This is a genomic window from Marinobacterium aestuarii, assembly GCF_001651805.1.
Taxonomy (GTDB): Bacteria; Pseudomonadota; Gammaproteobacteria; order Pseudomonadales; family Balneatricaceae; genus Marinobacterium_A; species Marinobacterium_A aestuarii.
Window position 1 is genome coordinate 4,133,454 of sequence record NZ_CP015839.1, and the last position, 24,689, is coordinate 4,158,142.

At 55.2% G+C, this 24,689-nt stretch carries 24 protein-coding genes; 4 read left to right on the forward strand and 20 right to left on the reverse strand.

The window, feature by feature from the left end; all coding sequences use genetic code 11:
* Positions 1-12 precede the first annotated feature (12 nt).
* From rarD to A8C75_RS18045, 4 genes are all read right to left on the reverse strand, one after another.
* Positions 13-909 (reverse strand): EamA family transporter RarD, encoded by an 897-nt coding sequence (gene rarD, locus A8C75_RS18030; RefSeq protein ID WP_067385567.1) that lies wholly within the window; start codon positions 907-909, stop codon positions 13-15.
* Positions 910-1,137: 228 nt separating this feature from the next.
* Positions 1,138-2,664 (reverse strand): alkaline phosphatase D family protein, encoded by a 1,527-nt coding sequence (locus A8C75_RS18035; protein WP_067385569.1) that lies wholly within the window; start codon positions 2,662-2,664, stop codon positions 1,138-1,140.
* Between the two features lie 117 nt (positions 2,665-2,781).
* Entirely contained in the window at positions 2,782-4,356 is a 1,575-nt protein-coding gene (locus A8C75_RS18040) for a C13 family peptidase (RefSeq protein ID WP_067385571.1), read from the reverse strand.
* Between the two features lie 142 nt (positions 4,357-4,498).
* Positions 4,499-4,933 (reverse strand): MarR family winged helix-turn-helix transcriptional regulator, encoded by a 435-nt coding sequence (locus tag A8C75_RS18045; protein WP_067385574.1) that lies wholly within the window; start codon positions 4,931-4,933, stop codon positions 4,499-4,501.
* A 118-nt stretch (positions 4,934-5,051) separates the two neighbouring features.
* Between A8C75_RS18045 and A8C75_RS18050 the strand changes: the two genes are divergently transcribed.
* Positions 5,052-5,411, forward strand: a complete 360-nt coding sequence (locus tag A8C75_RS18050) for a rhodanese-like domain-containing protein (protein ID WP_227819960.1) — start codon at positions 5,052-5,054, stop codon at positions 5,409-5,411.
* A 74-nt stretch (positions 5,412-5,485) separates the two neighbouring features.
* On the opposite strand, the gene A8C75_RS18055 is transcribed toward A8C75_RS18050, so the two are convergent.
* Both A8C75_RS18055 and A8C75_RS23825 read right to left on the reverse strand, forming a co-directional pair.
* Complete coding sequence (locus A8C75_RS18055) at positions 5,486-6,208, reverse strand: NAD(P)-dependent oxidoreductase (protein ID WP_067385576.1); 723 nt, start codon at positions 6,206-6,208, stop codon at positions 5,486-5,488.
* A 39-nt stretch (positions 6,209-6,247) separates the two neighbouring features.
* Entirely contained in the window at positions 6,248-6,445 is a 198-nt protein-coding gene (locus tag A8C75_RS23825) for a hypothetical protein (protein WP_067385578.1), read from the reverse strand.
* Positions 6,446-6,756: 311 nt separating this feature from the next.
* On the opposite strand from A8C75_RS23825, the gene A8C75_RS18065 reads away from it, so the two are divergent.
* On the forward strand, positions 6,757-7,476 hold the full coding sequence (locus A8C75_RS18065; RefSeq protein WP_084784140.1) for a TraX family protein: 720 nt from the start codon (positions 6,757-6,759) through the stop codon (positions 7,474-7,476).
* A 236-nt stretch (positions 7,477-7,712) separates the two neighbouring features.
* On the opposite strand, the gene A8C75_RS18070 is transcribed toward A8C75_RS18065, so the two are convergent.
* The gene (locus A8C75_RS18070; RefSeq protein WP_067385580.1) at positions 7,713-9,326 is read right to left on the reverse strand and encodes a BCCT family transporter; all 1,614 of its coding nucleotides are present in this window, start codon (positions 9,324-9,326) and stop codon (positions 7,713-7,715) included.
* Between the two features lie 249 nt (positions 9,327-9,575).
* On the opposite strand from A8C75_RS18070, the gene A8C75_RS18075 reads away from it, so the two are divergent.
* On the forward strand, positions 9,576-9,905 hold the full coding sequence (locus A8C75_RS18075) for a hypothetical protein (RefSeq protein WP_067385582.1): 330 nt from the start codon (positions 9,576-9,578) through the stop codon (positions 9,903-9,905).
* Between the two features lie 358 nt (positions 9,906-10,263).
* Here the strand turns inward: A8C75_RS18075 and A8C75_RS23685 are convergent, their stop codons facing one another.
* From A8C75_RS23685 to A8C75_RS18085, 4 genes are all read right to left on the reverse strand, one after another.
* Positions 10,264-10,950: a hypothetical protein gene (locus A8C75_RS23685; RefSeq protein WP_157890325.1), complete on the reverse strand. Its 687-nt coding sequence runs from the start codon at positions 10,948-10,950 to the stop codon at positions 10,264-10,266.
* A gap of 11 nt (positions 10,951-10,961) precedes the next feature.
* Entirely contained in the window at positions 10,962-12,053 is a 1,092-nt protein-coding gene (locus A8C75_RS18080) for a hypothetical protein (RefSeq protein ID WP_067385584.1), read from the reverse strand.
* On the reverse strand, positions 12,050-13,042 hold the full coding sequence (locus tag A8C75_RS23205; protein WP_084784141.1) for a PD-(D/E)XK nuclease domain-containing protein: 993 nt from the start codon (positions 13,040-13,042) through the stop codon (positions 12,050-12,052). The genes A8C75_RS18080 and A8C75_RS23205 overlap by 4 nt, the downstream gene beginning before the upstream one ends.
* Before the next feature lie 129 nt (positions 13,043-13,171).
* Positions 13,172-14,206, reverse strand: coding sequence for an IS630 family transposase (locus tag A8C75_RS18085; protein ID WP_067378797.1), 1,035 nt, complete (start codon positions 14,204-14,206; stop codon positions 13,172-13,174).
* 937 nt (positions 14,207-15,143) lie between these two features.
* On the opposite strand from A8C75_RS18085, the gene A8C75_RS18095 reads away from it, so the two are divergent.
* Positions 15,144-16,184 (forward strand): IS5 family transposase, encoded by a 1,041-nt coding sequence (locus A8C75_RS18095; RefSeq protein WP_067385588.1) that lies wholly within the window; start codon positions 15,144-15,146, stop codon positions 16,182-16,184.
* A gap of 272 nt (positions 16,185-16,456) precedes the next feature.
* Here A8C75_RS18095 and A8C75_RS18100 read toward each other — a convergent pair whose 3' ends face one another.
* From A8C75_RS18100 to A8C75_RS18145, 9 genes are all read right to left on the reverse strand, one after another.
* On the reverse strand, positions 16,457-16,999 hold the full coding sequence (locus A8C75_RS18100) for a DinB family protein (RefSeq protein WP_067385590.1): 543 nt from the start codon (positions 16,997-16,999) through the stop codon (positions 16,457-16,459).
* A 94-nt stretch (positions 17,000-17,093) separates the two neighbouring features.
* Positions 17,094-17,681: a DUF2726 domain-containing protein gene (locus A8C75_RS18105; protein WP_067385592.1), complete on the reverse strand. Its 588-nt coding sequence runs from the start codon at positions 17,679-17,681 to the stop codon at positions 17,094-17,096.
* Between the two features lie 687 nt (positions 17,682-18,368).
* A complete protein-coding gene (locus A8C75_RS18110) occupies positions 18,369-18,599 on the reverse strand; it encodes a GNAT family N-acetyltransferase (protein WP_227819961.1) in 231 nt (76 codons plus the stop codon).
* A gap of 275 nt (positions 18,600-18,874) precedes the next feature.
* A complete protein-coding gene (locus tag A8C75_RS18115) occupies positions 18,875-19,054 on the reverse strand; it encodes a hypothetical protein (RefSeq protein WP_227819962.1) in 180 nt (59 codons plus the stop codon).
* Between the two features lie 100 nt (positions 19,055-19,154).
* Positions 19,155-19,790: an esterase/lipase family protein gene (locus tag A8C75_RS18120; protein WP_067385594.1), complete on the reverse strand. Its 636-nt coding sequence runs from the start codon at positions 19,788-19,790 to the stop codon at positions 19,155-19,157.
* A gap of 118 nt (positions 19,791-19,908) precedes the next feature.
* Entirely contained in the window at positions 19,909-20,871 is a 963-nt protein-coding gene (locus A8C75_RS18125) for a hypothetical protein (protein WP_067385596.1), read from the reverse strand.
* A 200-nt stretch (positions 20,872-21,071) separates the two neighbouring features.
* Positions 21,072-21,800, reverse strand: a complete 729-nt coding sequence (locus A8C75_RS18130; protein ID WP_067385598.1) for a pseudouridine synthase — start codon at positions 21,798-21,800, stop codon at positions 21,072-21,074.
* 5 nt (positions 21,801-21,805) lie between these two features.
* Complete coding sequence (locus tag A8C75_RS18135; protein ID WP_067385600.1) at positions 21,806-23,410, reverse strand: NAD(P)/FAD-dependent oxidoreductase; 1,605 nt, start codon at positions 23,408-23,410, stop codon at positions 21,806-21,808.
* A 666-nt stretch (positions 23,411-24,076) separates the two neighbouring features.
* Complete coding sequence (locus A8C75_RS18145) at positions 24,077-24,595, reverse strand: RNA methyltransferase (RefSeq protein WP_067387496.1); 519 nt, start codon at positions 24,593-24,595, stop codon at positions 24,077-24,079.
* Between the last annotated feature and the right edge of the window lie 94 nt (positions 24,596-24,689).

Here is a 24,689-nt window from a genome sequence, read left to right on the forward strand (position 1 = left end):
GAACCTGCGATTTCAGGCCTGTGCGATGGCACGCCTGCGGCGCAGTTTGTAGAGCGAGTCGACGCTCAGCAGGATCAGCGCCAGCCAGATCAGGCCGAAAGTCACCAGCTTTTCCGGGCTCAGGGGTTCGTCATAGACAAACACCGCCAGCAGAAACATGCCGCTGGGGCCTATGTACTGGAAGAATCCCAGTGCCGTGAGGCTGATGCGGTTGGCCGCCGCAGCAAAGCACATCAGCGGCACCATGGTGATGGGGCCGGCGGCAAACAGCAGCAGATTGGTCCAGGCGGGATTGACCAGCAGATCGCTGGTCGGGCTGGTCGTGAACAGCAGATACCCCATGGCCACCGGCAGCAGCAGACCGGTTTCCAGCGCCATGCCGGTAAAGCTGTCGACGCCAAGCTTCTTGCGCACCAGGCCATAAAACGCAAAGCTGAAGGCGACCACCAGCGCAATCCAGGGCAGACGGCCAAATTGCACCACTTCAAACACCACCGCCAGCAGGCACAGAATCGCCGCGATAGTGCGCACCCTGTCGAGCCGCTCACGAAAGAACAGCATGCCCAGCAGGATATTGATCAGCGGGTTAACGTAATATCCCAGGCTCACATCCAGCATGTAATTGTTGTTCACCGCCCAGATAAACACCCCCCAGTTGAGCGCAATCAGGGTGGTGGAAGCCATCAGCGCCCAGCGGGCACGGCCATTGCGCAGGGTTGTCAGCAGCAGTTCGCGCTTGTTAAACAGCGCAATCAGCCCCAGCGTAAGCACAAAGGACCAGACAATGCGGTGCGCCAATATCTCGGGCGCGGCTATATGCTGCATCTGCTTGAAATAGACCGGCGCTATGCCCCAGATCGTATAGGCCGTGAGTGCGTAAATCACACCTTTGCGGGTGTTCTCGTCCATAAGGCTCTCAATATGCGTAACAATTTGTACACGGAATGACGCGATAGTGTATCAGCATATCTCTACGGACAAGCGGATTTTGCACATCGAAAGACACGGCAGACATAACGGGCCAGTGCGCGGACAGGAGCCGGGCGCGACGCACTCGAGACAGTAACGGCCCCGGGGATGAACCGGGGCCGTCTTTCGCGTCTTTCACTTAAGGCTTAAAGCTTCAGGCTTCAGGCTTCAGGCCGGTGTCAGTACCTGGGTAAAGAGGGACGCGTTCTCCAGATCCTTCAGGGTCACGGTCATGGCACGGCTTTTTGGATCTATATCGACCTGACCAAAAAACTGCAGCCCGGCAAAGGGCGACATATTGGGTTGTTCCGGTGCCTTCTGGTATTTCACCTGCAGGCCGAAGGTATCGTCCTGGGCATTGGGCCCGAAAGAACCGGCATTCAGCGGCCCGGACACGAATTCCCAGAAGGGCGAGAAATCTTTCTCACGCGCCTTGGCAGGATCATAATAATGCGCGGCGGTGTAATGCACATCGGCGGTAAACCAGACCACATTTTCGATACCGGCGGCCTTGATCGCCTTCAGCAGCCAGGCGATCTCCAGCTCACGGCCGCGGGCTTCACCGTTATCACCGTTGGCCACGGCTTCCCAGTTGTCGCCGTCCGCCACATGCAGCCCGATGGGCATATCACAGAACACTGCTTTCCAGGTCGCCTTCGAGGCTTTGAGTTCACCCAGCAGCCACTGCAGCTGATCCTGCCCCAGCAGTACCGTATCGGCGCCCGCAGCCACCTGCATGTTGGCGCTGTTGGGACCGCGGTAGGAGCGCAGATCCAGCATGAAACGATCCAGCAAGGGGCCAAAAGGCAGCGCCCGGTAGATGCGATCACTGCCCTGGGGGCCTGTCTGGCGCAGCGGTGCGTAATCAAAAAAAGCGCGGCTGGCCCGTGCCTGCAGCAGGCCCACACTCTTGACCTGATAGCGCTCATCGCCGGACAGGTCCTTGGAGGCCGAATAGTTGTTTACGACTTCGTGATCATCCCACTGCCACAGCTGCGCCACCTGACTGTTGAAGTGGCGCACGTTCTCGTCCAGCAGGTTGTAGCGATAGCGGCCACGGAATTCGTTCAGGGTTTCGGCCACCTTGCTGACTTCCGGCGTCACCAGATTTTTCCACAGCTTGCCGTCTTCCACCTCGATCGATTCGGGGATGGGGCCGTCGGCATAGATGGTATCGCCGCTGTGAACAAAGAAGTCCGGCGCCTGGTCCGCCATGGTGCGGTAGATTTTCATGCCGCCAATTTCGGGGTTAATGCCAAACCCCTGCCCCGCCGTATCGCCGGACCAGAGAAAACGCACGGGTGCCGCCAGCAGCGGTGCCGTCATAAAACTGCCGTTGACCCAGTCAGACATTGTGTCGTCTTCAGCATCGCGGTAGCCCACGCGCACAAAGATACGCTCGCCTGCGGGCAGGCCAACGAGTTCGACCTGGCTGGTAAAGTCCCCCTGCGGCAGTGCCCAGGGGCCGCGCACCGCCACAGCATCGGAAAAATCTTCACGGCGGGCCCACTCAACCCACATGCGTGCGGGGCGGTCGCTGCGGCCCCAGACGATGGCGCGGTCGCTCAGTACATCACCCACCTGAATGCCCTGTTCCAGCAAAGGTCGGGCGTCCGCCGCGGATGCCTGGGCCGCGTTCATCAGCAAGCCACAACCAAACAGGGCTGAACCCTGCAGAAAATTACGTCTTTTCATCTATCTGCCCCTGGGGTGCAAATCGATGAGGATAGGCCGCTTAAATGAACGCCAGACAACAGGCAGATGAAAGTTTTTTGACCGAACGGTCAATCGATGATATTAACCGCAATCAGCTCAGGGCTGACAGGCAGCGCTTTGGCTGTCATCACCATCACAGGCCGACGATTCATCCGGCATGGCGAGGCTGAAGGCCGTTTGCAGCTTGGGTTCACGATAGAGGTTATCCAGTTTCTTGGCGATGGCATCCCCGACAAAGATCTGCGGCTGCGAGGCGCTGATGTCCTCCTGCTGCTCCCTGTCGCTCACCCAGCTGTTGGCCAGATCGAACGCCTGGATAAAGCGCGGCTGCCGCGGTAGCGCCTGCTTGAAATAGGCGGTGCCGAAGTAGGTAAAGTCGCTGTCGACACCACAGCCAAAGGAGGTTCTGTCCGCCGCCGCCGCGGTAATCACCAGGGTTTCAGGACTCTGCAACGCCTCGATAAAGCCACCGGAAAAGCAGCTCGACACCAGAATAACGCGCCAGCGGATACCGGCATCATCCAGCGCCTGGCGTACCTGCTGCGGTGTCAGGTCATTCAGCTCGATGGCGCCGAATTCCAGCGAAAAGCGATGATCACGGCTGCCGTGGGAGGTCATAAACAGAAAGAGCACATCCTCGGCTGTGTCCATCTTCTGTGCCACGCCCTGCAGCCCCTGGGCAAGGTTGGGCCGGCTGGCCAGCGGGTACTGACTCACCCTGGCAGGATTGTTGGCCAGTATCAGGGAACGACCGGCGGTGTCGTACTGGCGATCGAACTGCTCGCGCACAAACTCCACCTCTTTAAGGAACACATCCTCCAGCCCAAAGCCCCCCAGCGCCAGCAGATACAGATCTGTCACCCCGGGGCGTTGTGGCTGCAGCGCCGCCAGGCTCTGCTGCATCAGGCCGGGCTGAGCATAGAAAACAGTCTCGACGTCCAGCCTGGCCCCCGGTGGCTGTGTCGCCTGCTCGGTGGCTTCATCGGTATACCAGAGCTCGGTGCGGGGCAGAATCCAAAGACTCGCCAGCAGCACCAGACTGTAAAACCCGCCCAGCACAAAGGCCCGCAGCGGCCTGGCCCCGGCAAAGCCATGCAGCAGCCGCACCAGAACCCGCCATTGCCACAGCAGCAGGACGACAAAGAGCCCCCAGGTCAGGGTTTCCGACAGCACCAGATACTGCTGGGCCTGCCACAGCAGTTGCGAGATCAGAGTTATCCACAGGGCGGCGCTGAGAAAGGCGACCAGCAGCGGCGCAAAGCTCGCCCGCGTACCGCCCGCCAGGCGCGTCACCAGCAACAGCATAAACAGGCTCAGCAGCCAGCTGGCACCCAGATAGTTGAGCCCATAGGCATCGAACAGCGCCGGCGCTTCAGTACTCAGGAAGCTGCCGCCCAGCTCCAGCCCGAGCAACAACGTGCCCAGTAACAGACACTGTTCCAGCCCGCTGTGCAGCTCCGCCGGCGCAGGCGTGTGCCCCAGCGCCAGCTTGATACCGGCGCGCAGATTCAGCCCCAAGGCATGAAACAGCCCAGGCTGCGTTTGCGCAGGGGAATTCAGCGCCCTGGTATCGGGCAGGGCGCCGTCGTCATCCTGCGGATTAACGACAGGAGCCTGTTCCGGCGCAGACTGCACGGGCTGATCCCAGGCGTCGCGTGGTGAGTCGGTCATTGCCCTGTTACCTGTCCTGTTGTCTATTCTGTTGCCTGCCTGAGACCCAATGAAGTCAGTGTTCGACTTACAGTCTAGGTCCCATCCCCCGAACCTGATCACTGCCCCGTCCCAAGGGGCAAGGGGCAAGGGGCAAGGGGCACTAATCCAATTTTTGCAGGATATTGTCCAGCGCGAGGATTTCATCGGCACTGAGCCGGCTTTCAAACTGCTGTTCGAGCACGGCGCCATACACCGGCCACATGCGCTGCAGCAACTCGACACCCGCCGCCGTAATACGCACAAGATTGCCGCGGCCATCTTCGGCACAGGCATGACGCTCCACCAGGCCTTCGCGCTGCAGACGATCCACCAGGCGTGACAGGTTGTACTTCGTCAGCAGCGTCTGTGCACCAATTTCATACTGGCGCAGCTCTCCCCCCGGCGCGCGTTTTAGTTCCAGCAAAACATCGTACCAGCCCAGGGGCGGCAGTTTTGCGGCCTTAAGCGCCTTTTGCACCCGATCGATCAGCGTCGTTTCGGTGCGTACCAGCCGGGCCCAGGTCGTGACGGTGTGTTCGCGCAGTCGTGGCTTCATGAAAACAAGTCTAGTCACATCCGGTTGCATCTACAACTATTAATGCCTAGCATTAAATCAGGTTGCAACTGCAACCAATCGGACTAAAGCACTTTATAACCCAGCGGGGGACTAACCTATGAACAAGCCCATGAACGAACTCAGCTACAGCACTATTACGCGTGACGCCCTCAAGGCACGTCTGGATGCAGGCGAGCCGACACTGATCGTCGAAGCCCTGCCTGCGCGCTACTACGACGCCGAACACCTGCCCGGCGCCATCAATCTGCCCCATGACGAAATCCGCCTGCTCGCCCCCAGCGCACTGCCCGACAAGGACGCCACCATAGTGGTGTACTGCGCCAGCACCGAATGCCAGAACTCCAGCATCGCCGCCCGCACCCTGACCGCTGCGGGCTATCGCAACGTGATGGAGTTCGTCGAAGGCAAACAAGGCTGGCTGGAAGCCGGTTATCCGATGGAGGCCTCAACGGATTAAAACTGCGGGCAGGAGCCGGTAAAAAGGGGCGAGGTGAAAGGTGAAAGGAAACGGCAAAAGCTGAGCGAGCGCACTCAGCAGGCATTGTAAATAACCGGCATCTTCCCCTTCCATTGGCGCCACAGGCTATCGTTACTGGCGAGCTCCGCCATCAGGTGCGCCACATTGATGCGACTGCTGTTGCCGGAATCAAAAATGGGATCCCGGATGGGTGAGGCATGGAGGTCATATGGAGTGACCTGATCTTCATCGCTCAGGCTGTCGGGCCGGACCGCCGCCCATTCGATATGGCGGTCCGACTGGCCCACCTCGATACGCAGATAGTCCGCGGCCCTTTCGTTATCCAGATGGGGCGGCAACAACAGCCGCAGCAGCGCGATAACAGACTTCTGGCCAAAGGAGGTTTTCTCCGCCAGATCACGATTCGAGTTGCCGCTGGTGTTCATCAGAATCAGGCGCACCGGCGCCGCAGCGCCATTCTGCCTGATCGCCTGGCACAGGGTGCGTACCGTATCCCGCACCAGCATGCGCGGGTGGCCGAAGACCCCCTTGAAGGTCAGGTTGTGTCCCAGGCACAGTGCCACCACATCGCAGCCCTGGAGGTGCTGCGCCATCTCTGCGACGTCAATATCGTGCACGCTAGCCTCGATAAGGCTGCAGAGTGCCTGTTGCCGGATATCCTCAGGCAACGCACCGGCGGAGCGCACAATCGCCCTGACCCTTATTCCCTGATCCAACAACTGCGCCACCAGCAAGCGCCCCGTGGCACCGCTGGCGCCAATCACCAAAACATTCATCCTTGCTCCCTCCATCCCCTGATCGAGCAACGCCTTACACTAATCCGTCGCCGTGTTCTTCTGATAGGTTACCCAGTGCGTTTTTTCGGCCAGCCGGTCATACAGGCCCCGCCCGCGGTAATTATTCTCGGCGGTGACCCAGCGAACAAAGGGCCAGCCCTGTGCGGCGGCCGCATCATTGAGGCCTTCAAACAGACCCCTGTCGCCGGGTTCCAGCGCTGTTACCGCGATATCCATACAGGCTCCTCTACTTCTAAAGTTCAGGTGACGCGGGCAAGGCATAGCCCAGGCCCCAAACAAGCATCAGCCTGAAAGTAACAGCCCTCTGGTCTTTTGCACAGACTGAAGCCCTAATGCGCGGGTCTGATCCGCTCGGCAAAGTCGCCCTGGGCCCAGACATTGTCGAAGGTGCTGAAATGACTCAAAGAGTCGCGGACAGGCCAGACGCACGAATACCAAAACTGTTACTGTTTCACCCCACAGACACAGGCGCCGCAGCCAGGGTTGCAATGAGCTCAGAGTTAAAACTTAAGGGCCCCGAAAAGACAATGACTGACAGCGCCACCCAGCATAGCCGCAACTTTTCCCTGCCCTCCCTTGCCCTGTCCAGTGGTAGCGTCGAGGCGCTGAAATGGATCGCGCTAATGTTGATGACGGGGGATCACCTCAACCGCTTCCTGTTCGACGGCACAGTGCCGTTTCTGTTTGAACTCGGCCGCCTTGCCCTGCCGATCTTCGTGTTTGTACTGGCCTGCAACCTGGCTCGCCCGGGCCAGCTTGAGCGCGGCAGCTACCCGCGCACTATGCAGCGCCTGGCGCTATTCGGTGCCCTTGCATCTGTACCCTTCATCGCCCTGGGGGACCTGCAGCACGCCGGCTGGTGGCCGCTGAACATTCTATTTTCACTGCTGGTACTGACCACCATCCTGTACCTGCTCGAGCGCAACGACCGGCTAGCCGCCGCTGTGCTCTTTATGGTGGGCGGCAGCCTGATCGAATACAGCTGGCTGGGGCTCAGCCTTGGTGTGGCCGTCTGGATCTACTGCAAAAGACCCTCAGTGCCCGCGGCAGCTGTGACCCTGCTCGCCTGCGCGGGCCTCTGGCTCAGCAATGGCAACTTTTGGGCACTGGCCGCTGTCCCGCTGATCCTGGGCGCCACACGCCTCAACCTGCAGCTACCCCGCCTGCGCTGGTTCTTCTACGCCTACTACCCGCTGCATCTGGGCCTGATCTGGCTGGTTCGTGATCTGGTAGGCGGCATGGGGTAATTGGTGATTGGTGATTGGTGATTGGTGATTGAGGGTAATTTTATCCGGCAATCGTGGGAGGGAGTTAAGCGACTGTGCGGCGCTTGCGCTTATAACTTGCCGGACTGGAATAGCAGGGCCCAGTTTTGCTTCAGTCGCTAACCTCGAAGGGCAAAAGGCAAGAGCTGACCCCGCGCCCACAAAAAACAGCCAAACTCAGGTGGCTCGCAGTAGGCTGAGTATTGTCGGACAGCCTCCTAGCGTGGTTCGCTACGCAAGCCTTGGAACACCGTGTAGCACATTACCAGCATGAGCACAGAGAATGGCAGTCCGGTTGCGGTTACACCCGCTTGAAGTGCCGACAAACCGCCACCAATCAAGAGCACAATCGCAATCAAGCCTTCGATAACACACCAGAAAATGCGCTGGGGCACCGGTGCATCAATTTTGCCTCCAGCCGTAATTGTATCGACGACGAGTGATCCGGAATCCGACGAGGTAACGAAGAACACGAGCGCCAGAAAAATGGCTATCGTCGATGCTGTCCTGGTGAACGGCAATTCATTTAGCATGCCGAAAAGAGAAAGCTCGGGTGAATAGCTGTCGATCACATTGGCTTTCACCAGCGAGGTTTCCGGGCTGACGAGGATCTGATCAATCGCGATGCCGCCGAATACACCCATCCAGACAAAGATGATCAGGGACGGGATCAGCAATACACAGATGATGAATTCACGCACCGTGCGACCGCGCGAAACGCGGGCGATGAACATGCCTACAAAAGGCGCCCATGATATCCACCACGCCCAGTAGAATGCGGTCCAGCCTTGGCGGTAGGCGTCATCCGTGCGGCCAAAGGGGTTTGAGAGCGGGATAATGTCCCGGGTATAGGCGACAAGCCCTGTCCAGAAGCCGTTCAAACCCACCAGTGTCGGTCCGGCCAAGAGAACGAAGAGGAAGAAAAGTACCGCGATCCCCATGTTGATTTCAGAGAGGATTTTTACGCCGCCATCAAGACCGCGCCACACCGAAACCAGGGCAACCGCCGTCACCAGAATGATGATAATCACCTGAGCATTGGTCGAGATTCCCAGTCCGAAAGCAAAGTTGAAACCCGCATTGGCCTGTTGTGCTCCCAGTCCCAAAGACGTTGCCAAACCGAAAAGAGTGGCAAAAACCGCCAGGATATCAATGATGTGCCCCCACCAACCCCAAACGCGATCACCCAGAACTGGGTAAAAGCAGGAACGGATCGAAAATGGCAAACCCTTGTTGTAAGTGAAAAGTGAAAGCGCCAGGGCCATAATGGCGTAGACCGCCCAGCCGTGCAGGCCCCAGTGATAAAAGGTTGCCGCCAGTCCCATTGCCCGCGCCGCCTCGACGTTCTCCCCGATAATGCTGCCATCTGCAGCGATGGGTGAGGCAACACCCAAGGGCCCCGAAACGTTCATGTGGTAAACGGGCTCAAGAACACCGAAGAACAAGAGACCAATACCCATGCCCGCGGCGAAAAGCATGGCAAACCATTCAAGGTAGGAATATTCAGGTACGGCGTCCTTCCCGCCCAGCCTCACCTTCGATATCGGCATAAAAATCAACGCGATACAGAATATCACGAAGAAATTCACGATAATCATGAAGAACCAGTCGAGCTTGGTGATCGTAAAGTCACGCACAGCCGCAAAGGTGGCTCCGGCCTGGTCCGGGAAAATCAATGTCAGGAGAACAAAACCGACGGCGGTCAATCCGGAAATAACGAATACCGGATTATGAATATCGAACCCGATCGGGCCAAGATTACCGTCTATATTGTCCTGTCCAACCGTGAAATCAGTTTCGATTTCGCCACTGTCAGGTGATGAGTCTGTCATGATTTTTCCTGTTTGCGGGACTCGGCCGAGCGGTTGCACGGCTGGCCGACTTTCTTTTTTTATAGTGATGTAACCTTACATGCACCCTTGAAGACTGGAATTATAGACAGCGGGGCAGGCCCTGCACCCGACACCTGTTCCTTGCGAAGTATACGGCGGCGGCATCTATACTGTGATTTTCCTATTTTTTCGGTTGGCCGGTTTCGTGCCGGCGGGACACCCTAAAGACTGTATGCGGGGGTTAAACATATGAGCACCGGTCTCTCCGATGCGTTGCGTGTTCTGGTCCAATGGCAGAGCACGCCAAATCAGGCGCTCGCTATCCTGCAGCTGGATCCTGACCTGCCATTTCCCGAGGTCCTCAGTGAGGAACAGTGTGAGCGCATGACCTTCGTGCTCAATATCCATTCAGACCTTGGCACAATCTTCGACGCCCCCGAGGACCGGTCCGGTTATATGTCCAGCCCTCATGACGACCCCTATTACGAAGGGAAGTCTCCCCTGGAACTGATCAGTACCGGGGATTTAACCGTGTTCGAACGCGTCTGCTGGCATATAGATGCGATGAGAGTGCTCTGAAAACTCTTACAGTGCGGGATTGAACGAGCTAGCGGCACCGGGGGGCAGCTCTTGTCTTTTGCTTCTGCCTCTCAATATAAAGGCAAAAGGCAAGGACCTGACCCCGCCCTCGCTACACCTGAGTCTGATTTGGTTGATTCGTGGTGTGATGGGTGGCTGGGGTGATTGGTGATTGGTGATTGGTGATTGGTGATTGGTGATTGGTGATTATTATATCCAGCAATCGTGGGTAGGGGATCAAGCGACTGTGCGGGACTTAAAGTGTACCGGGCTCAGAAATTGCAGGATCAGGCCTTTACTCTAACTTATAACCTGAGGGAAAAAGGCAAGACCTAGCCCGGCGACCGTAAAAATAGCATCAGGAAAAAAATCTTATTTTAATCGTATCCTCTAGAAGATGTAATATATAAGAAGACAGCTCACCACTTATCTTTACCAGTCCTGTTGAACTATATGAAAGGCTTCCTTTAACCCCTTTAAACATTAGCTCATAACTTGCAGATTCAGAGTTATATTTAACATCATCTAATAGCTTAACTTTCGACAACTCTATTCCTTCCTTTGCTGCCAATTCAATTCTAGCAACAATTTCGTTTTCTTTTAGAGATCCAGAAAGTCTTATTCTATTTAATTTTGACACATCCATACGAGATAGGATTGAATCCACTTCACTACTGGACACACTCAACGGCTTGATAGAAAAACCCATTCCAACTATTTTTTCCATAGCATTAAATAGTTCACGAAAATTTCTATTAGGATTATTCAATCTCAAAAGGCAACCACTTTCAAAATTAGTCAAGGTGACATCTTGATCACTCAAAGTAGAAATTTCGTGATAAGCCGCATTGCCGTCAACATCAATATTGGTAGCTACTAATTTTGATCTCCAATAAAATTTAAAATCAATTTCCTCATTACTTTCATTGACTATATGGAAACCATTTTCTCTATCAACACTAATATTCGCGTCCCTTATACTATCAGAAAAAAAATGGTAGCCATTCGGAAATTTAACTCTATACCAGCGGAAGCGAGATATCATAATCACACCTATTATTTTTTACCAAAGAATTCTTCACGCAACTCTAAAACAAGATCGCGCGACCTATTCTCTATAATCCGTGAAACCAGATCGACTTCTCCTTTACTTGGAGCTCGAAAACGACTGCTAACCTTCCCACTTTCACTGGGATAAACCCGTCGTAACAAAAATGAAAAACCTGTGCAATTTACAGGATCAGAAAAGACTGCTTCAACTGCATAAACGTTGCCAGTACCTAGTTTATCTTCAATATTCCAACCAGCCTTTATAATATAGTACGTATCATCATCAACAAGTTCATTCAGTAATTCTGACCTAGTAACATCTCTCCCACGAAGCAGTACTCTCTCTATATGGACATCATTAAACTCTTGATCAAGTTCATTCGTCTCATTCTCATCCATATCTGGCTTTGCTTTATAAACATACACATCAGTTACGTCTACCTTAGGATGTTCAGGTATCGTATTAATTAAATTATAGAAAAACTTATTTCGCAATTTATGTGATGTTATATCAAAAAGAGATACTTTATTTTTTTCAAAATCAACTCCATTAGACTTCTCCGCTTTAATTACCAACAAATCCCGCGTTGAGTTTATAAAGTCGTTCTGCGTATTCCTAATTATATAACCAGCATCAGTTTTAATGAACTCAATAACACCGTCTCTGACTTGAACTTGGCTAAATTCCGACAATTTATAATTGAACGACGAATATTGAATGTTTACTGCCAAATTATCTCCATTCCGACTAATCTGTACAACATCGCCCATCTGCTGCATTTCCTTTTTTAAAGCGTCTGCGCAAATTTTAATTGTTTCGACCGAGACATCTCCTATGATATCCATTGATGTTATACGTTCTCTACGAGGAACCACCCCCAATTTAGATGATATATCTCTATGATCATAATAATCATGATTAAGTCTAGCAAAATATTTTGCTAATTCATCTCTTGAAGTTTTCTTAGAAATTAGTATGTTTCTACTTTCAAAAAGTTTATAAATAGTTTGCACATCAACTTTTCGCTGCGTCAAAGCTTCAAACACGTTTTTATCAGACGCATAATACAAAGAGGGTCCAAAAGGTTTCTTACTCATTCTCTCCACCCCATATTCCCAGGGTTATATGTACTTGTAACAGCAGTGACTTCTTCAATTTTAATTCGTTCTAAAGTTTTCTCTCTGACAGGATCAAATCCCCATGCTCTTGAATATTTTTTCTTTGCCGAAACAAAGTTACTCCTTATACTATCACTGCACATCTCCGAAGTTACTCTTATCCTTAAATGCTCATCAGAATCGAGCATTTGAAAACGAAGTAATATATCGATAAGATATTCAAACTCTTGCACTGACTCACCAGTTCTATTGTAATATACAATATATCCAGGTTTTGAATTATCACCCCCCTTGTGCTTGATTATCATATATGGACTTGTTAATACCTCAATTGTAGCAGCTTGATTCCACACATCACCATGACGCCTCGACATTACAAGATCCGGATAATAAAACGTATAATCTTTTGGGAGTTCATCAGCATCTTTAAGTCGGATAATATCATTTCCGATACTATATAGCCGCTGAATATCTTTAGGACCCAGATAGTGAAAGTACGTATTAATCGGTATTGGAAGAGAATCCAACCGAACTTTTCCTATAGATTCATAGAAGTCTTTCTCATATCCATTATCGTGATTATGAAGAAACAAAAAACCTCTTACTTCATATGTCTCAGAAGGATCTACAGAATAAATTTCTCGCCATTCTTCGGAATATTGAGCGCACTCCACAGTCATGCAAAGTGATTTAATTGCACTTCTAATACTACTTGGTTTTATAGAACTCTTCCCATAGCTTTTCAAATCAGTATGCAAATAAATAGTACTTCCTAAGTAAGGATCATCATACGAAAACACAACATCACCAGGATGAGAAATTTTAGGTTTATCACCAGAACTTTTATGATTTTCATTAATACACGAGAAATTTTCGTCCCTCCTTGGATGGGTATTCCATTTAAAATGTCGAAAGATATCCAACGACAATCTATTTGCTATTTCTCCAACATTAACTGTTTCAGCCATATATATTTCTTCTTTTACCAGTTATTTATAATGATATCTAACACCATAAAGTCACACTATATAAAAATATTTTCATCTCCAAAAAAACCATGATCATCAACATATTAACCCGGCGGATAAATACATCGATCATGCGGCATACCGAATGTGTCCTGCCCGGAAATAGGTTTTTACCCGTTCTGGCCGACGTTGCAATGTGAGCATGCACGATCGAGTGCGTTTCTTCAGGTCGTCAATCGAACGAACCGCCGGACCGCTGTGCACCATGTTCTTCAAATCGCAGTTCAAGTATTCATCCGGGTTCAGTTCAGGCGAGTACGCGGGCAAAAAGAACACTTCCAGATAGCGCTTCACGGGCTTCTTTGCGAGCCAGCGCTTCACTATCTTGGCATGGTGGACGCGCAGGTTATCCAGAATCAGAAACACTTTGCCGGGCGTAGATTCGATCAGTGCCCGAAGAAATTTGATCAGAACCTTGGCGTTCATCATCGATTCGTACAGCATGAAACGCACGGTCCCCTGGTTGGTGATCGCCGAGATCATATTCAGTGATACGCGCTTGGCCGGCAGTGGCTGCACGGGCGTTTTGCCGATCGGAGCATAGCTACGGCCATGCTGGGTTGTATTCTTGATCCCGGTTTCATCACCCCAGAAAATCTGCGCGTTCTCTGCTTTGGCGCGCGCCTTGATTTGCGGATACTCCTCTTTTAGCCAAGCATCGACCCGGGCCGGGTTCTGTTCCCAGGCTTTCTTTAGCGGCTTCTGCGGCGAGAAGCCCCAGCGCTTGAGGTAGTCTCCCAGAGTCCGAACCGGAATGTCGATCCCCCAGAATTGCTTGATTAGCTGAGCGATAGCACGCCGCGTCCAGAGCGCAAAACCCAGTTTGTACTGATCCGGCATCTGGTCTTTAACCGCCTCAATGACACGCTGCTCCTGCGCCTCGGTCAGGCGACGCGGTTTGTTCTTGGGGCCCCGTTTTTGTACTGTCAAGGCCGCCTTGCCGCCGGCTTCATAACGCTGGTACCAGCGTCCAACAGTATCGGGGTGAACATTGAGCAGCTGCCCGATTTCACGGAAAGTTTTGCCTTTCAAACGGAGTCGAATGGCTTGCTGCCTGAGAAGTTCCTGTTGCTCTGTGCTGAGCTTGCGTGCGTCGGTATTCATGCGCACATTATATCAGACCTAAATTGCCGCCGGGTTAATAGCAAAGATGATTATTAAAATATTGCAGTTAAAATGACGAAATCGAACTTTTTTACGCTGATACTATTTAAGAATTTCTGCCAGAGATATCGACTCTTTGAAGGTTGCGGCTCAATAAGGCCGGCCACATATTTTGCCGTAGACGACCTAGCCCAGTATGCTGGTAAAAGAACAATAACCGCGAGTTGGCGGCAGTATTTCAGTAGGCCTACAGGGGCCGTACCGTTGCGGTTTCGGGAGAGAAGCTGAAGGAAACACAGCACTGCCACAAAGAACAATACATCGATTACAAGATAATCCATAGCTCAATCCCTGAGTATCCATGACGACTGCATCAGTCACTTCGCTGACACTATACTGATGCAGTTTGCTACGAATCTCGGCGGCGTACAAGCCTAGACAGGCCCAGTAAGCTCAGCCACTACTGCGCTCTACACCACCACTACCGGAATAACAGAACGGCTCCAATCCCCCTTATGAAGCCGGCGAGCACTGTGGTCAGTGTGCGATCAGGCCCAAAGGGTCGATACAGGGACTGTATCGACGCCGATTAGCACAAGGATGTGCGTTAGCGGCGCCCGCACAATGGCTTCAGAGCGCAGCGAAAAGGCTTCTCTGGGGGCGCCTTTCTTTGGTTACTTTCTTTGCGCGTGCAAAGAAAGTAACGCGCCAGCAAGGCGCAATACAAACAATCAAACCACCCCAATACACCCGGCTGCACCGCAGCTATATGGTCCTTTCCGCTAATCTCTGTTGTCGAACCAAAACGCTCCAAGCACCGCCAAGTGTTACCCCTGTTATTGAACTGCACTGTTACGGGCGCCTCGAAAAACCTCGCCGACCAGCTGTACCCTTGGGTAAAATTCACAGCGTCTGATACAGCCACGGACTGACACCGATGAAGAAGCTACGCAGCGCCCTCAAGACCGATTTGTTTGCCGCCGATCAGCACCGGGAGAAGATCGACCGCCTGGGCGATCCGCTGGCGGAGATCAATCTGCACATCGACTTTTCTGCCCTGGCGGCGGCCGTTGATCAAGTTGCGCCACGTCCAGTCAGCTCGCAGGGTGGCCGACCTCCCTTCCCGACGGAAACGATGGTGCGGATTCTGGTGCTCAAGCGGCTATACAACCTGTCCGACGAGCAGATGGAATACCAACTGCTGGACCGCATGAGTTACCAGCGCTTTTGCGGACTCACGCAGGTCAGCAACATTCCGGATCGCACCACGATCTGGGCGTTTGAGAACCGGATCGGTGAAGCGGGCGCCAGAGCCCTGTTTGACGGTGTGGCGGATCAACTGATGCGCAGGGGCTATATTGCACGTGGCGGTCAGATCATCGATGCGACCCTGGTCCCTGCGCCCAAGCAACATATCCGCCGTCATGAAAAAGACATCATCGAACAGCAGGCCACGCCCGCCGACTGGAAGCCGGCCCAGCGCCGTCAGAAGGACCTGGATGCCACCTGGACCAAGAAACATGGCAAGAGCCACTTCGGCTATAAGCTGTCGATCAATGTAGACAAGCGCTATAAGGTGATCCGCGAAATTGAGACCAGCACCGCCTCGGTGCATGACAGCCGTCACTTCGAGCAAGTACTGGATCCCTATAACACCAGCCGGAATGTCTACGCCGATCGCGGCTATGCCAGCCAGGCGCGGGAGGCGGATCTCAGGCAGCGTGGCAATCGCCCTGAAATTCAACGCAAAGGGGCGCGTAACCGTCCACCGTCCGACTGCCAGAAACGGCGCAACCACCGCATCGCCAAGATCCGCGCCCGGGTAGAGCATGTGTTCGGGGCCATCGAGCAGATGGGAGGCATGCTGATACGCACCATCGGTCAGGCACGGGCGAACGTAAAAATGACGATGATGGCGACCTGCTACAACCTGAAGCGGTTGGTGTATTTACGCCGAGCCCGAATCGAGGCTTTCTGATGGCCGCCGTGGCTCGAATGGCGCCCAGCAGGCGTGATTCGAACCACGGATAGGCATCAAACTGATGAAATAAACCTTCATTTGCCGGGGCAATTACCCTGTTTTTGTCGTCGCCGTAGAGCTGTTGCTCAATTCAGCGAAAATCATCGGTTAATCGAGGTGCCCTTACCTATGTGGTTAAACTGTACCAGCCAACTCTGCCTTTCACTCGGTGCAGCCCAACGCGCACGCCTGCCACCGTCCAGACCCCATCGCAAAGTCATAGCCCAAAGTCACACCCCCACCTCATCCGGAATCAACGCCAGCAGATCCGTCACCCCTATGTCCTCCCCCGCCTGGTGCAACAGGGTCGAGACCTGGCCCCGGTGGTGGGTCTGATGATTGAAAAAGTGCAGAATCAGGCTGGCATAGCGCTTGTTGGCGGCAATGCCCTTGGTATTGCGGTAATGAAGCACATGTTCCAGATCGTTTTCCGTGAGCCCGGCTATCCATTGGCTGATCTGCTCATCCAGCCAGACACGGTGCTTTGTCAAAGCGGGCAAATCTTTGAACTGCAGCTGATCCAGGGACACCGGCGGCGGTAAATCGGCGACCTGGCGCAGTGAAAGACCGCATGCGGGGTGTGTCGCGAACCGCTGCAGCCAGATAGTATCCCCGACAACGATATGATTCAGGGTCCCGAGCACAGAGCCGAAAAAGGCGCCGCTATCCCTGGCAAGCTCCCGCGAATCAAGACGCGCCGCAGCCTCGTAGGTCTTCAGGTTCATCCAGGCGTTGTAGGAAGCCAGTAATTCCAGCTGTTGCTTGAACTCCATTAAAACTCCTTTTCCTGCTTTCGCAGGCGGTTGGAAAGCCCAGTTGCAGAGGCAACCGCTTTTGGATTCAGGCACTGCACGGCGAAAAACCCGCTCAGACGCCGCCCGCCCAGCCAGTATCATCCCGCACTGCCCGCAGCGGTATAGCCTGCCCCGTTGTTTCAGAGTCAGCCGTACTTTCAAGATCCCGCAGCGGTTTTAGATAGTCTTCGACCTCCACCAGCTTGTAGCCTTTCTGTGCCGGCACACGAATCAGCGGCAGCTGTACCTGCTGGCAGATCTGCTGCAGCATCTCATCCCGCTGCTGACGCTTGGCCTTCTGATGGCTGCTGTCATCCAGCTCGATCACCACGACGGGCACCAGGTCGCTGCTGTTGCAGATAACGAAATCGAAATGTTTGGCGCTGATGCGGTTGAAGGCTTTTTGCCAGATGCGGCGATCTTTGCCTGGCAGCGGCTCAATAAGATCGGCCACACGCACCTTGCCATAAACGCGGTAGCGGGCATCCAGTACCTGATCCAGCACACCTGCGAAAGAACGCTCAGCAGGCGTAAAGAGCGCTGGCCGGCGGCGATAGCGCAGCTGATCAGCGGGCGCCGCACTGGTGCGATTGCGAGCGAGGAACTTCAGAAAAAACACGACTGCCAGAACCAGCAGCCCAACAAGAACAAAACCTTCCATAGCTCAATCCCTGCGTATCAATGACAAGCCCATCAGCCGTTTGGCTGGCACGACAGTCACCCAGTTTGCTCCCAATCCATACGGCGTACAAGCAACGCAGACCCAGCAATTCCAGCGTTCATTTCATGCGCCGCCGTGCTCAACACCATGACCACCAGGACAACAGAGCGCAGCGAAAAGCTTCGTCGCGGGGCGCGACTTCTACGACGACTACCGCATCACTGCTTTCAACAGATCTCACCAACAGCGAACTCTGATCCCCCGAGCTTAAATATCTTCAAGCCAAAAACGTACATCACCACACTGCAGTACGATCAGAACGGCCTCCTCCCCCTCTAAGCCGACGAGCATCGGGGTTATTCTTCGATCAGGCCCGACAGGGGCGAGGCATGGATGCCGAGCCGCCGCGTCGGCACAGGGATGTGCCGTTGCGGCGCCCGTACAATGATGTCAGAGCGCAGCAAAAGGCTTCTTCGGGGGCGCATTCTTCAAGGTAAAGAGCCTTGGATACTTTCTTTGCGCGTGCACGCCAGCAAGGCGCAACCCGAATCATCAAACCGCGCCGAGACACCCGGCTGCACCGTGGCGAACTAGCCCAGCCCTTCTATCACGACTTGTTTACAAGCCCCAAGTGTTACCAATGTAATTGAACTGCACTGTTACCCATGTGGGTGAACTTTAGCGCCCCTAATGATCCGTCCCCGCATAAATCCACATAGGCTCCGTTTTCCCGGCACGCTCAAACCCCAGCGCCCGGTAAAACTCGATGGCCCCGCCATCCGCCGTTAGCATCTGCTGATGAAAACCCGCGTATCTAGCCTGCATTGCCTGCATCAACTGGCGACCAATACCCCGCCCCTGAAAGTCGGGATGTACCAGCAGGTGCGGGTAATACACCACCAGATAGCCATCAGACAAGGCATTGCTAGTGCACTGCTTCGCCCTTAGAGGCGCTTTTAGCGAGTCGCCAGGAGGCTGGCCGCAAGGCGCATTTTCGAAGGCATAGTGGGCCTATTTCGAGGGAATGCAACACCGCGGACGGCCTCCTGGCGGCTCGCCCGCAGGGAGCTCGCCAATTCGCGCCCTGCTGCGTTGCCGCTCTAGGCAAGAGCCCCACTATTACCGGCGAGCGGCGCCTTGCCGGACACGAATTGGCGGGCTCTATAAGCACCCATTAGGGCAAAGCAGTACACTTACCCCACCAGCCGGCCGTCGATACGGGCACAGACCAGACTGTGGGAGTGCTGCAGCGCCGCCACCAGTGCCGCGGGCTTATCCGCCGCCGACCACTGATTCGCCCGGTACAGCTCCAGCACCTCGGCCTCGTCCAGACGCCCGTTCTGGCTGTCATCAAAACTGATTTCTGCGTTCATGCCTCTTCCTGTTCCCGGATTGGGATAAGTGTAAATTGGCTGCGTCCTGTTCAGATGGTTTCAAAACTGGGCTCTCAACATAGGCTCAACAACAGCCACCCTAGCGACTGAAACGGCCCTGGGCCAGAAACGCCAGCACCTGGGCACAGGTTTCAGGCCGGTGATGAATCTCCTGATGGCCAAAGGGCAGCAGTATGGTTTCCCGGGCAGCGCCTGCACAGGCCGACGCCACTTCCACGCGGCCATCACTCTGGTCAGACAGGAACAGCTTGCCCAGCAGACCGCTGTTACGACAACCGACGATCACACCCAGGCTCAGGCCGGACTCCGCATGGCAGTTATCATAGGCTCCGGTGGGCAGCAGCTCGGCGACAGGTTTGAAAATGCGGGCATAACCTGGAATCCAGCTGGCGATCTGCGCCAGGTGCGAGCCGCCGTGGGGCGTGGCGATAAAGACACAGTGGCCGATATTCTGCGGTTGGGTCTCACGGATAAAGTTCAGGGTGATAAGCCCACCGAGGCTGTGGGCGACATAGTGCACACGGCGGTAGCGCCCCTGGATGTCATTCAGCTGCGCGGACATGGCGGCGACGCAGTCGTCCATGTCGCCAAACAGGGTCGGCAGATTCAGGGCGCGGGTATGCCAGCCTTGGCGGCGCAGGCCTGCCTCAAGGTAGGCCATATCCCGCCGACCCCGGTTAAAGCCGTGCACCAGTATGGTGATGTCATCATTCATGTGCAGTTGCGCAAACAGCGGATAAGAGCTGGTTATATCACTGCGTGGCTTTCAATGACAAAACGGGATGCGAAAACTGGGCGCCAAAATCAGGCCAGCGAAGCCAAAAGCCACAGTATCAACCGGGTGGATGCACCAGGTAGCGCTGATGAAAAGCGGCGCTGCGCCTGTCCATCCAGCGGGTCATAAGGGCGATGCTGATCAGTGAGAAGGCCAGGCGCAGCCAGAGTACGCCGGACAGATGCGCACCCAGCAGCATCACCAGCAGGGTGTCCTCGATCAGGCTGTGGCAGAGCCCCAGAAACGCCATTGAGGCAAACACATCCCGCTTTGATACATGCCCCGCCTGAGCTTCGCGGATCAACAAGGCGCCGCCAAAAGACAACCCCAGAGTCACACCTATAATGGTGATGGAGGTCGCTTCCCGGCCTATGCCCAGCAGGCGCAACAGCGGCTGCAGCAGCCAGGTCATCAGCCGCTCGATACCCAGCAGCCGCAGCACCTTGAGACCACTGAGCAACAGCACTATTACCAGTTGAATCATCAGCAGACTCTTGACCTGTGCCAGCGCCCAGCCGCCGAGGCTGCTGTCCACCGGGTCTGGTTGCCAGTAGAGTTCGTTCGGGCTCTGCAGCCAGCCGCCCTGGCTGTAAATCAGGTTCAGCACAGCGGCGAACAGCAGACCGCCGCCGATGCGCAGCAGCAAAGTCGCTCCCAGGCGAACGCCGGCTTTCTGGGCGATACGCGCTTCAATCGGCAAGCCATGGGCCATCAGCAGCAGACCCGCCACCACCGTCACCTGGGCGACGCTGAGCGCTTCCTGCTGCGACTGGGTAAAGAACACCAGCATGCCGGCATAGATATTGGCCGACAGGGTCGCCGCCCACACCAGCCCCATGCTGTCCGGCAGGCCTATCATGCCCATCAGCGGTCCCAGCACCGCGGCCAGCAGCTCGACGCCGCCGAGTTCTTCCAGCAGTTTGACCACCAGAATCACCGGGATCATGAGTCTGAACAGGGTGATCGAAACGCTGTAGATCTCGCGGCCCAGTTCACGGAAAAAAGTTGAGAAACTCTTCACAGAAGACTCCAGAAAAAAATGCGCGGCATGACGGCAAGATTCAGACGCGAAGCCCTTACCCTTGCCTCTACAGCTTCGCTGCGGATGTCGGAATTCGCTACGCTCATTACCAACCTACGGTGCCGTTGTAACCTGGAATGAGCCTGCGAATTGCCCCTTGCCCCTTTTAACCTTTCACCTCGCCTCGTTCACCTCGCCCCTTATGCTAGCCCGCTGCTCTGGCCTCTAAGATCGGCGACTTCCGCCGCGCTCAGTTCGCGGCTCTGCCCGGGCGCGAGCGCTGCATCCAGCACCAGATTACCGATCGCACAGCGGTGCAAGGCCAGCACTGGGTTGCGAAAGCGGCCGAACATGCGCTTGATCTGATGATAACGCCCTTCGGTGAGGGTCACTTCAGCGACCCTGGTATCCAGTATGCGCAGGCCCGCGGGCCGGGTGCGGATGCCTTCGTAATCGAAATACATGCCCTCGGCGAAAGCCTGGATATATTCCTCGCCTATGGGGTTGGCCAGGGTAACTCTGTACCTTTTGCAGACGCCGGAATCAGGCGCGCTCAGGCCCCGTGACCAGCGACCATCGTTGGTCAGCAGCAGCAGGCCCGAGGAGTTCAGATCCAGCCGACCGGCAATGTGCAGGCTGTGACGGTAGTCGGCCTGCAGCAGATCGATCACCGTGCGGTGTTCGTCATCCCGGGTGGCGCTCACCACCCCCACGGGCTTGTGCAGCATCACATAGCGCGGTGTATTGGCCTGCAGTACCTGGCCGTCGAGCAGCACCTGGCTGAACTCGCCCACCGACAGCTGAATATCCGTGGCCGCTACGCCGTCCACCTGCACCCGCCCCTGGGCCAGCAGCAGCCGCACATCCTTGCGCTTGATGCCGGTCTGCACGCTGATAAAGCGATCGAGACGTGAAAACCTGGACTGCATCCTACTTACTGGCTGTTATTAATGCTGAGCGCCATGGCTTCGGCGATGCGAATGCCATCGATCGCCGCCGACATAATGCCGCCGGCGTAACCTGCACCCTCGCCCGCCGGGAAAAGCCCGCGGGTGTTGAGGCTCTGCAGGTCATCGCCGCGCTTGATGTTCACCGGTGACGAGGTGCGGGTTTCGATGCCGGTGAGGATGGCATCTTCCAGCGCAAAGCCACGGATCTTGCGGTTAAAGGCCGGGATCGCCTCGCGCAGGGCCTCGATACAGAATTCCGGCAGCGCCTGGGACAGGTCCGTCAGCTTGATGCCGGGCTTGAACGAGGGTTCCACGCTACCGAGCTGTTCAGATGACACGCCCTTGAGGAAGTCCCCGACCTTCTGCGCCGGTGCATCGTAGTTGGCACCGCCAAGCTCATAGGCCAGGCTTTCAAGCTGGCGCTGGAATTCGACGCCCGCCAGGGGATGCCCCGGGTAGTCCGAGGGATCGATGCCTACCACCACGGCGCTGTTGGCATTGCGCTCGTTGCGCGAATACTGGCTCATGCCGTTGGTGACCACGCGGTTTTCTTCGGAGGTCGCCGCCACCACGGTGCCGCCCGGGCACATGCAGAAGCTGTAGACGGAACGGCCATTCTTGCAGTGATGCACCAGCTTGTAGTCGGCGGCGCCGAGAATCTCGTTGCCGGCGTTGTCGCCAAAACGGGCTTCGTCGATCAGGGACTGCTGATGCTCGATACGAAAGCCCACCGAAAACGGCTTGGCTTCCATGTACACATTCTTGTCGTACAGCATCTGGAAGGTATCCCGGGCACTGTGCCCGACCGCCAGGCCGATGTGCTTTGACCGGATCTGCTCGCCATCGGCCAGGGTCAGGCCCGTTACCTGGCCATCCTCGATCTGCAGATCATCAACCCGGGCACTGAAACGGATTTCGCCGCCGAGTTCGATAATGCGGGCGCGCATTTTCTCCACCATGGTCACCAGCCGGAAGGTGCCTATATGGGGCTTGCTGACATACATGATCTCGTCCGGCGCACCGGCGGACACAAACTCGCTCAGTACCTTGCGGCCGTAGTGTTTCGGATCCTTGATCTGGCTATAGAGCTTGCCGTCGGAAAAAGTGCCGGCGCCGCCCTCGCCAAACTGCACGTTGGATTCGGTGTTCAGCACCTTCTTGCGCCAGAAGCCAAAGGTATCCTTGGTGCGCTCACGCACTTCCTTGCCACGCTCAAGAATAATGGGCCTGTAACCCATCTGCGCCAGCACCAGCCCTGCCAGCAGACCGCAGGGGCCAAAGCCGATCACCACCGGGCGCTCGGCCAGCACCGCCGGTGCCTGGGCAACATACTGGTATGTCATGTCTGGCGTAGCCTTGATCAGCTGATGGCCGGCAAACTTTTCCAGCAGGGCCGCATCCTGGCAGGTCTGCACATCCAGGGTGTAGATCAGCACAATGCTGGATTTCTTGCGGGCATCGTAGCCACGGCGGTGCACCTCAAAGCTCTGCAGCTGATCTGCGCTGATTTCCAGCGTCGTCAGAATGGCACTTGTGAGGGCTGCGTCGTCGTGATCCAGCGGCAGCTTGATATTGGTCAGGCGAATCATGTGCATTTCCCGAACGGCAGAAAAACCGCGCTATCGAACCCACCGGCGACCCGCTCCAGCTGCAAGGCAAGGCGCTGTGGTCATATCGGTGTAGCGGCGGCTTCGGAGTTACCTGGTTATAGTAAAGGCGGCATTTTACTGCATTGCAGGCCTTGATGTCGCCCGTTGCACGACCCGGCGCGCACCCATGCAGAGGCATGGGTGCGGTGGCTAAGTACCGACCTAGCGGAGGATGATTTTATATCCGCCGTCTTGTGATACTTGCGTGCTAGAGTGTACTTAGCCCAAATAGCGGCCCCGCATACTTTTCAGAGGCTAGGCTCTGCAGTGCACCCAATGGCAGGGTGTCGAAAGGTGTCACCTTTCAGCACCCCGACAGCAGCCAGGACATGCGTAACGCATTGTCCTGATAACAATCGATCGCCGGAGCACACAACATGACCAAAGAAAGAAGCACGTCCAAGGAATCGAAAAAGAAACCCGCCATGTCCCCCAAGGAGAAAAAGGCCGCCAAGCAGTCGAAAAAAGACTCCAAGAATGTTTTTGGCTCCTGATCCGGCAGCTTCAATTACATTGAACGCCTGACCTTCTGCACTAACCTGGCTGAATAAAGAGGCCGCGTTTCTAACCTCTTTATTTACACTGACCCACCTTAAACCTCTCTATTTACAAGGGCTCGCCCCTTACCTTCACCCTGTTGTTTTTGTCACGACTGCTGCGTATCAGCTCATCACCCTGGGTGGCATTGGCGGATTTTGCCAGCCGATCGTAGAGCACGACGTTGACCGTGGCCGCAAGATTCAGGCAACCCACCGTAGGGATATAGACCACCGCCTGGGCACGATCTACCAGCCCCTGGCTCAGGGTGCCGTCTTCAGGCCCAAAGATGTAAAAGGCATTTTCGGGGTGCTGAAACGCATTCAGCGGCTGGGCTCCCTCCACCAGTTCCACACACACGATGGCCGCCCCCTCTGGCACCGCCTCCAGCAATGAGTCCACCCCGGTAAGTGGGATGCTCCGACTCACCTGTTTGGTATCGGTACTGAATTTTCGGGCCCTGGCATAGCGCTCGCCGGTATAGAACACCGCATCAACCCCGAAACAGCCCGCCGCACGCATAACGGCTCCCACGTTGGTGGGGCTCTTGGGATTGTTCAGGCCAATACAGAGTTTCGGGTATGTCATCGTCAGTTCGCAGCAGCGGTTGATCCACGCACCCGACCCCGGGCGCAACAGGCCCGCCAGTTTACCAGAGCCGGCAGTGGCCGTCAGAATCGCC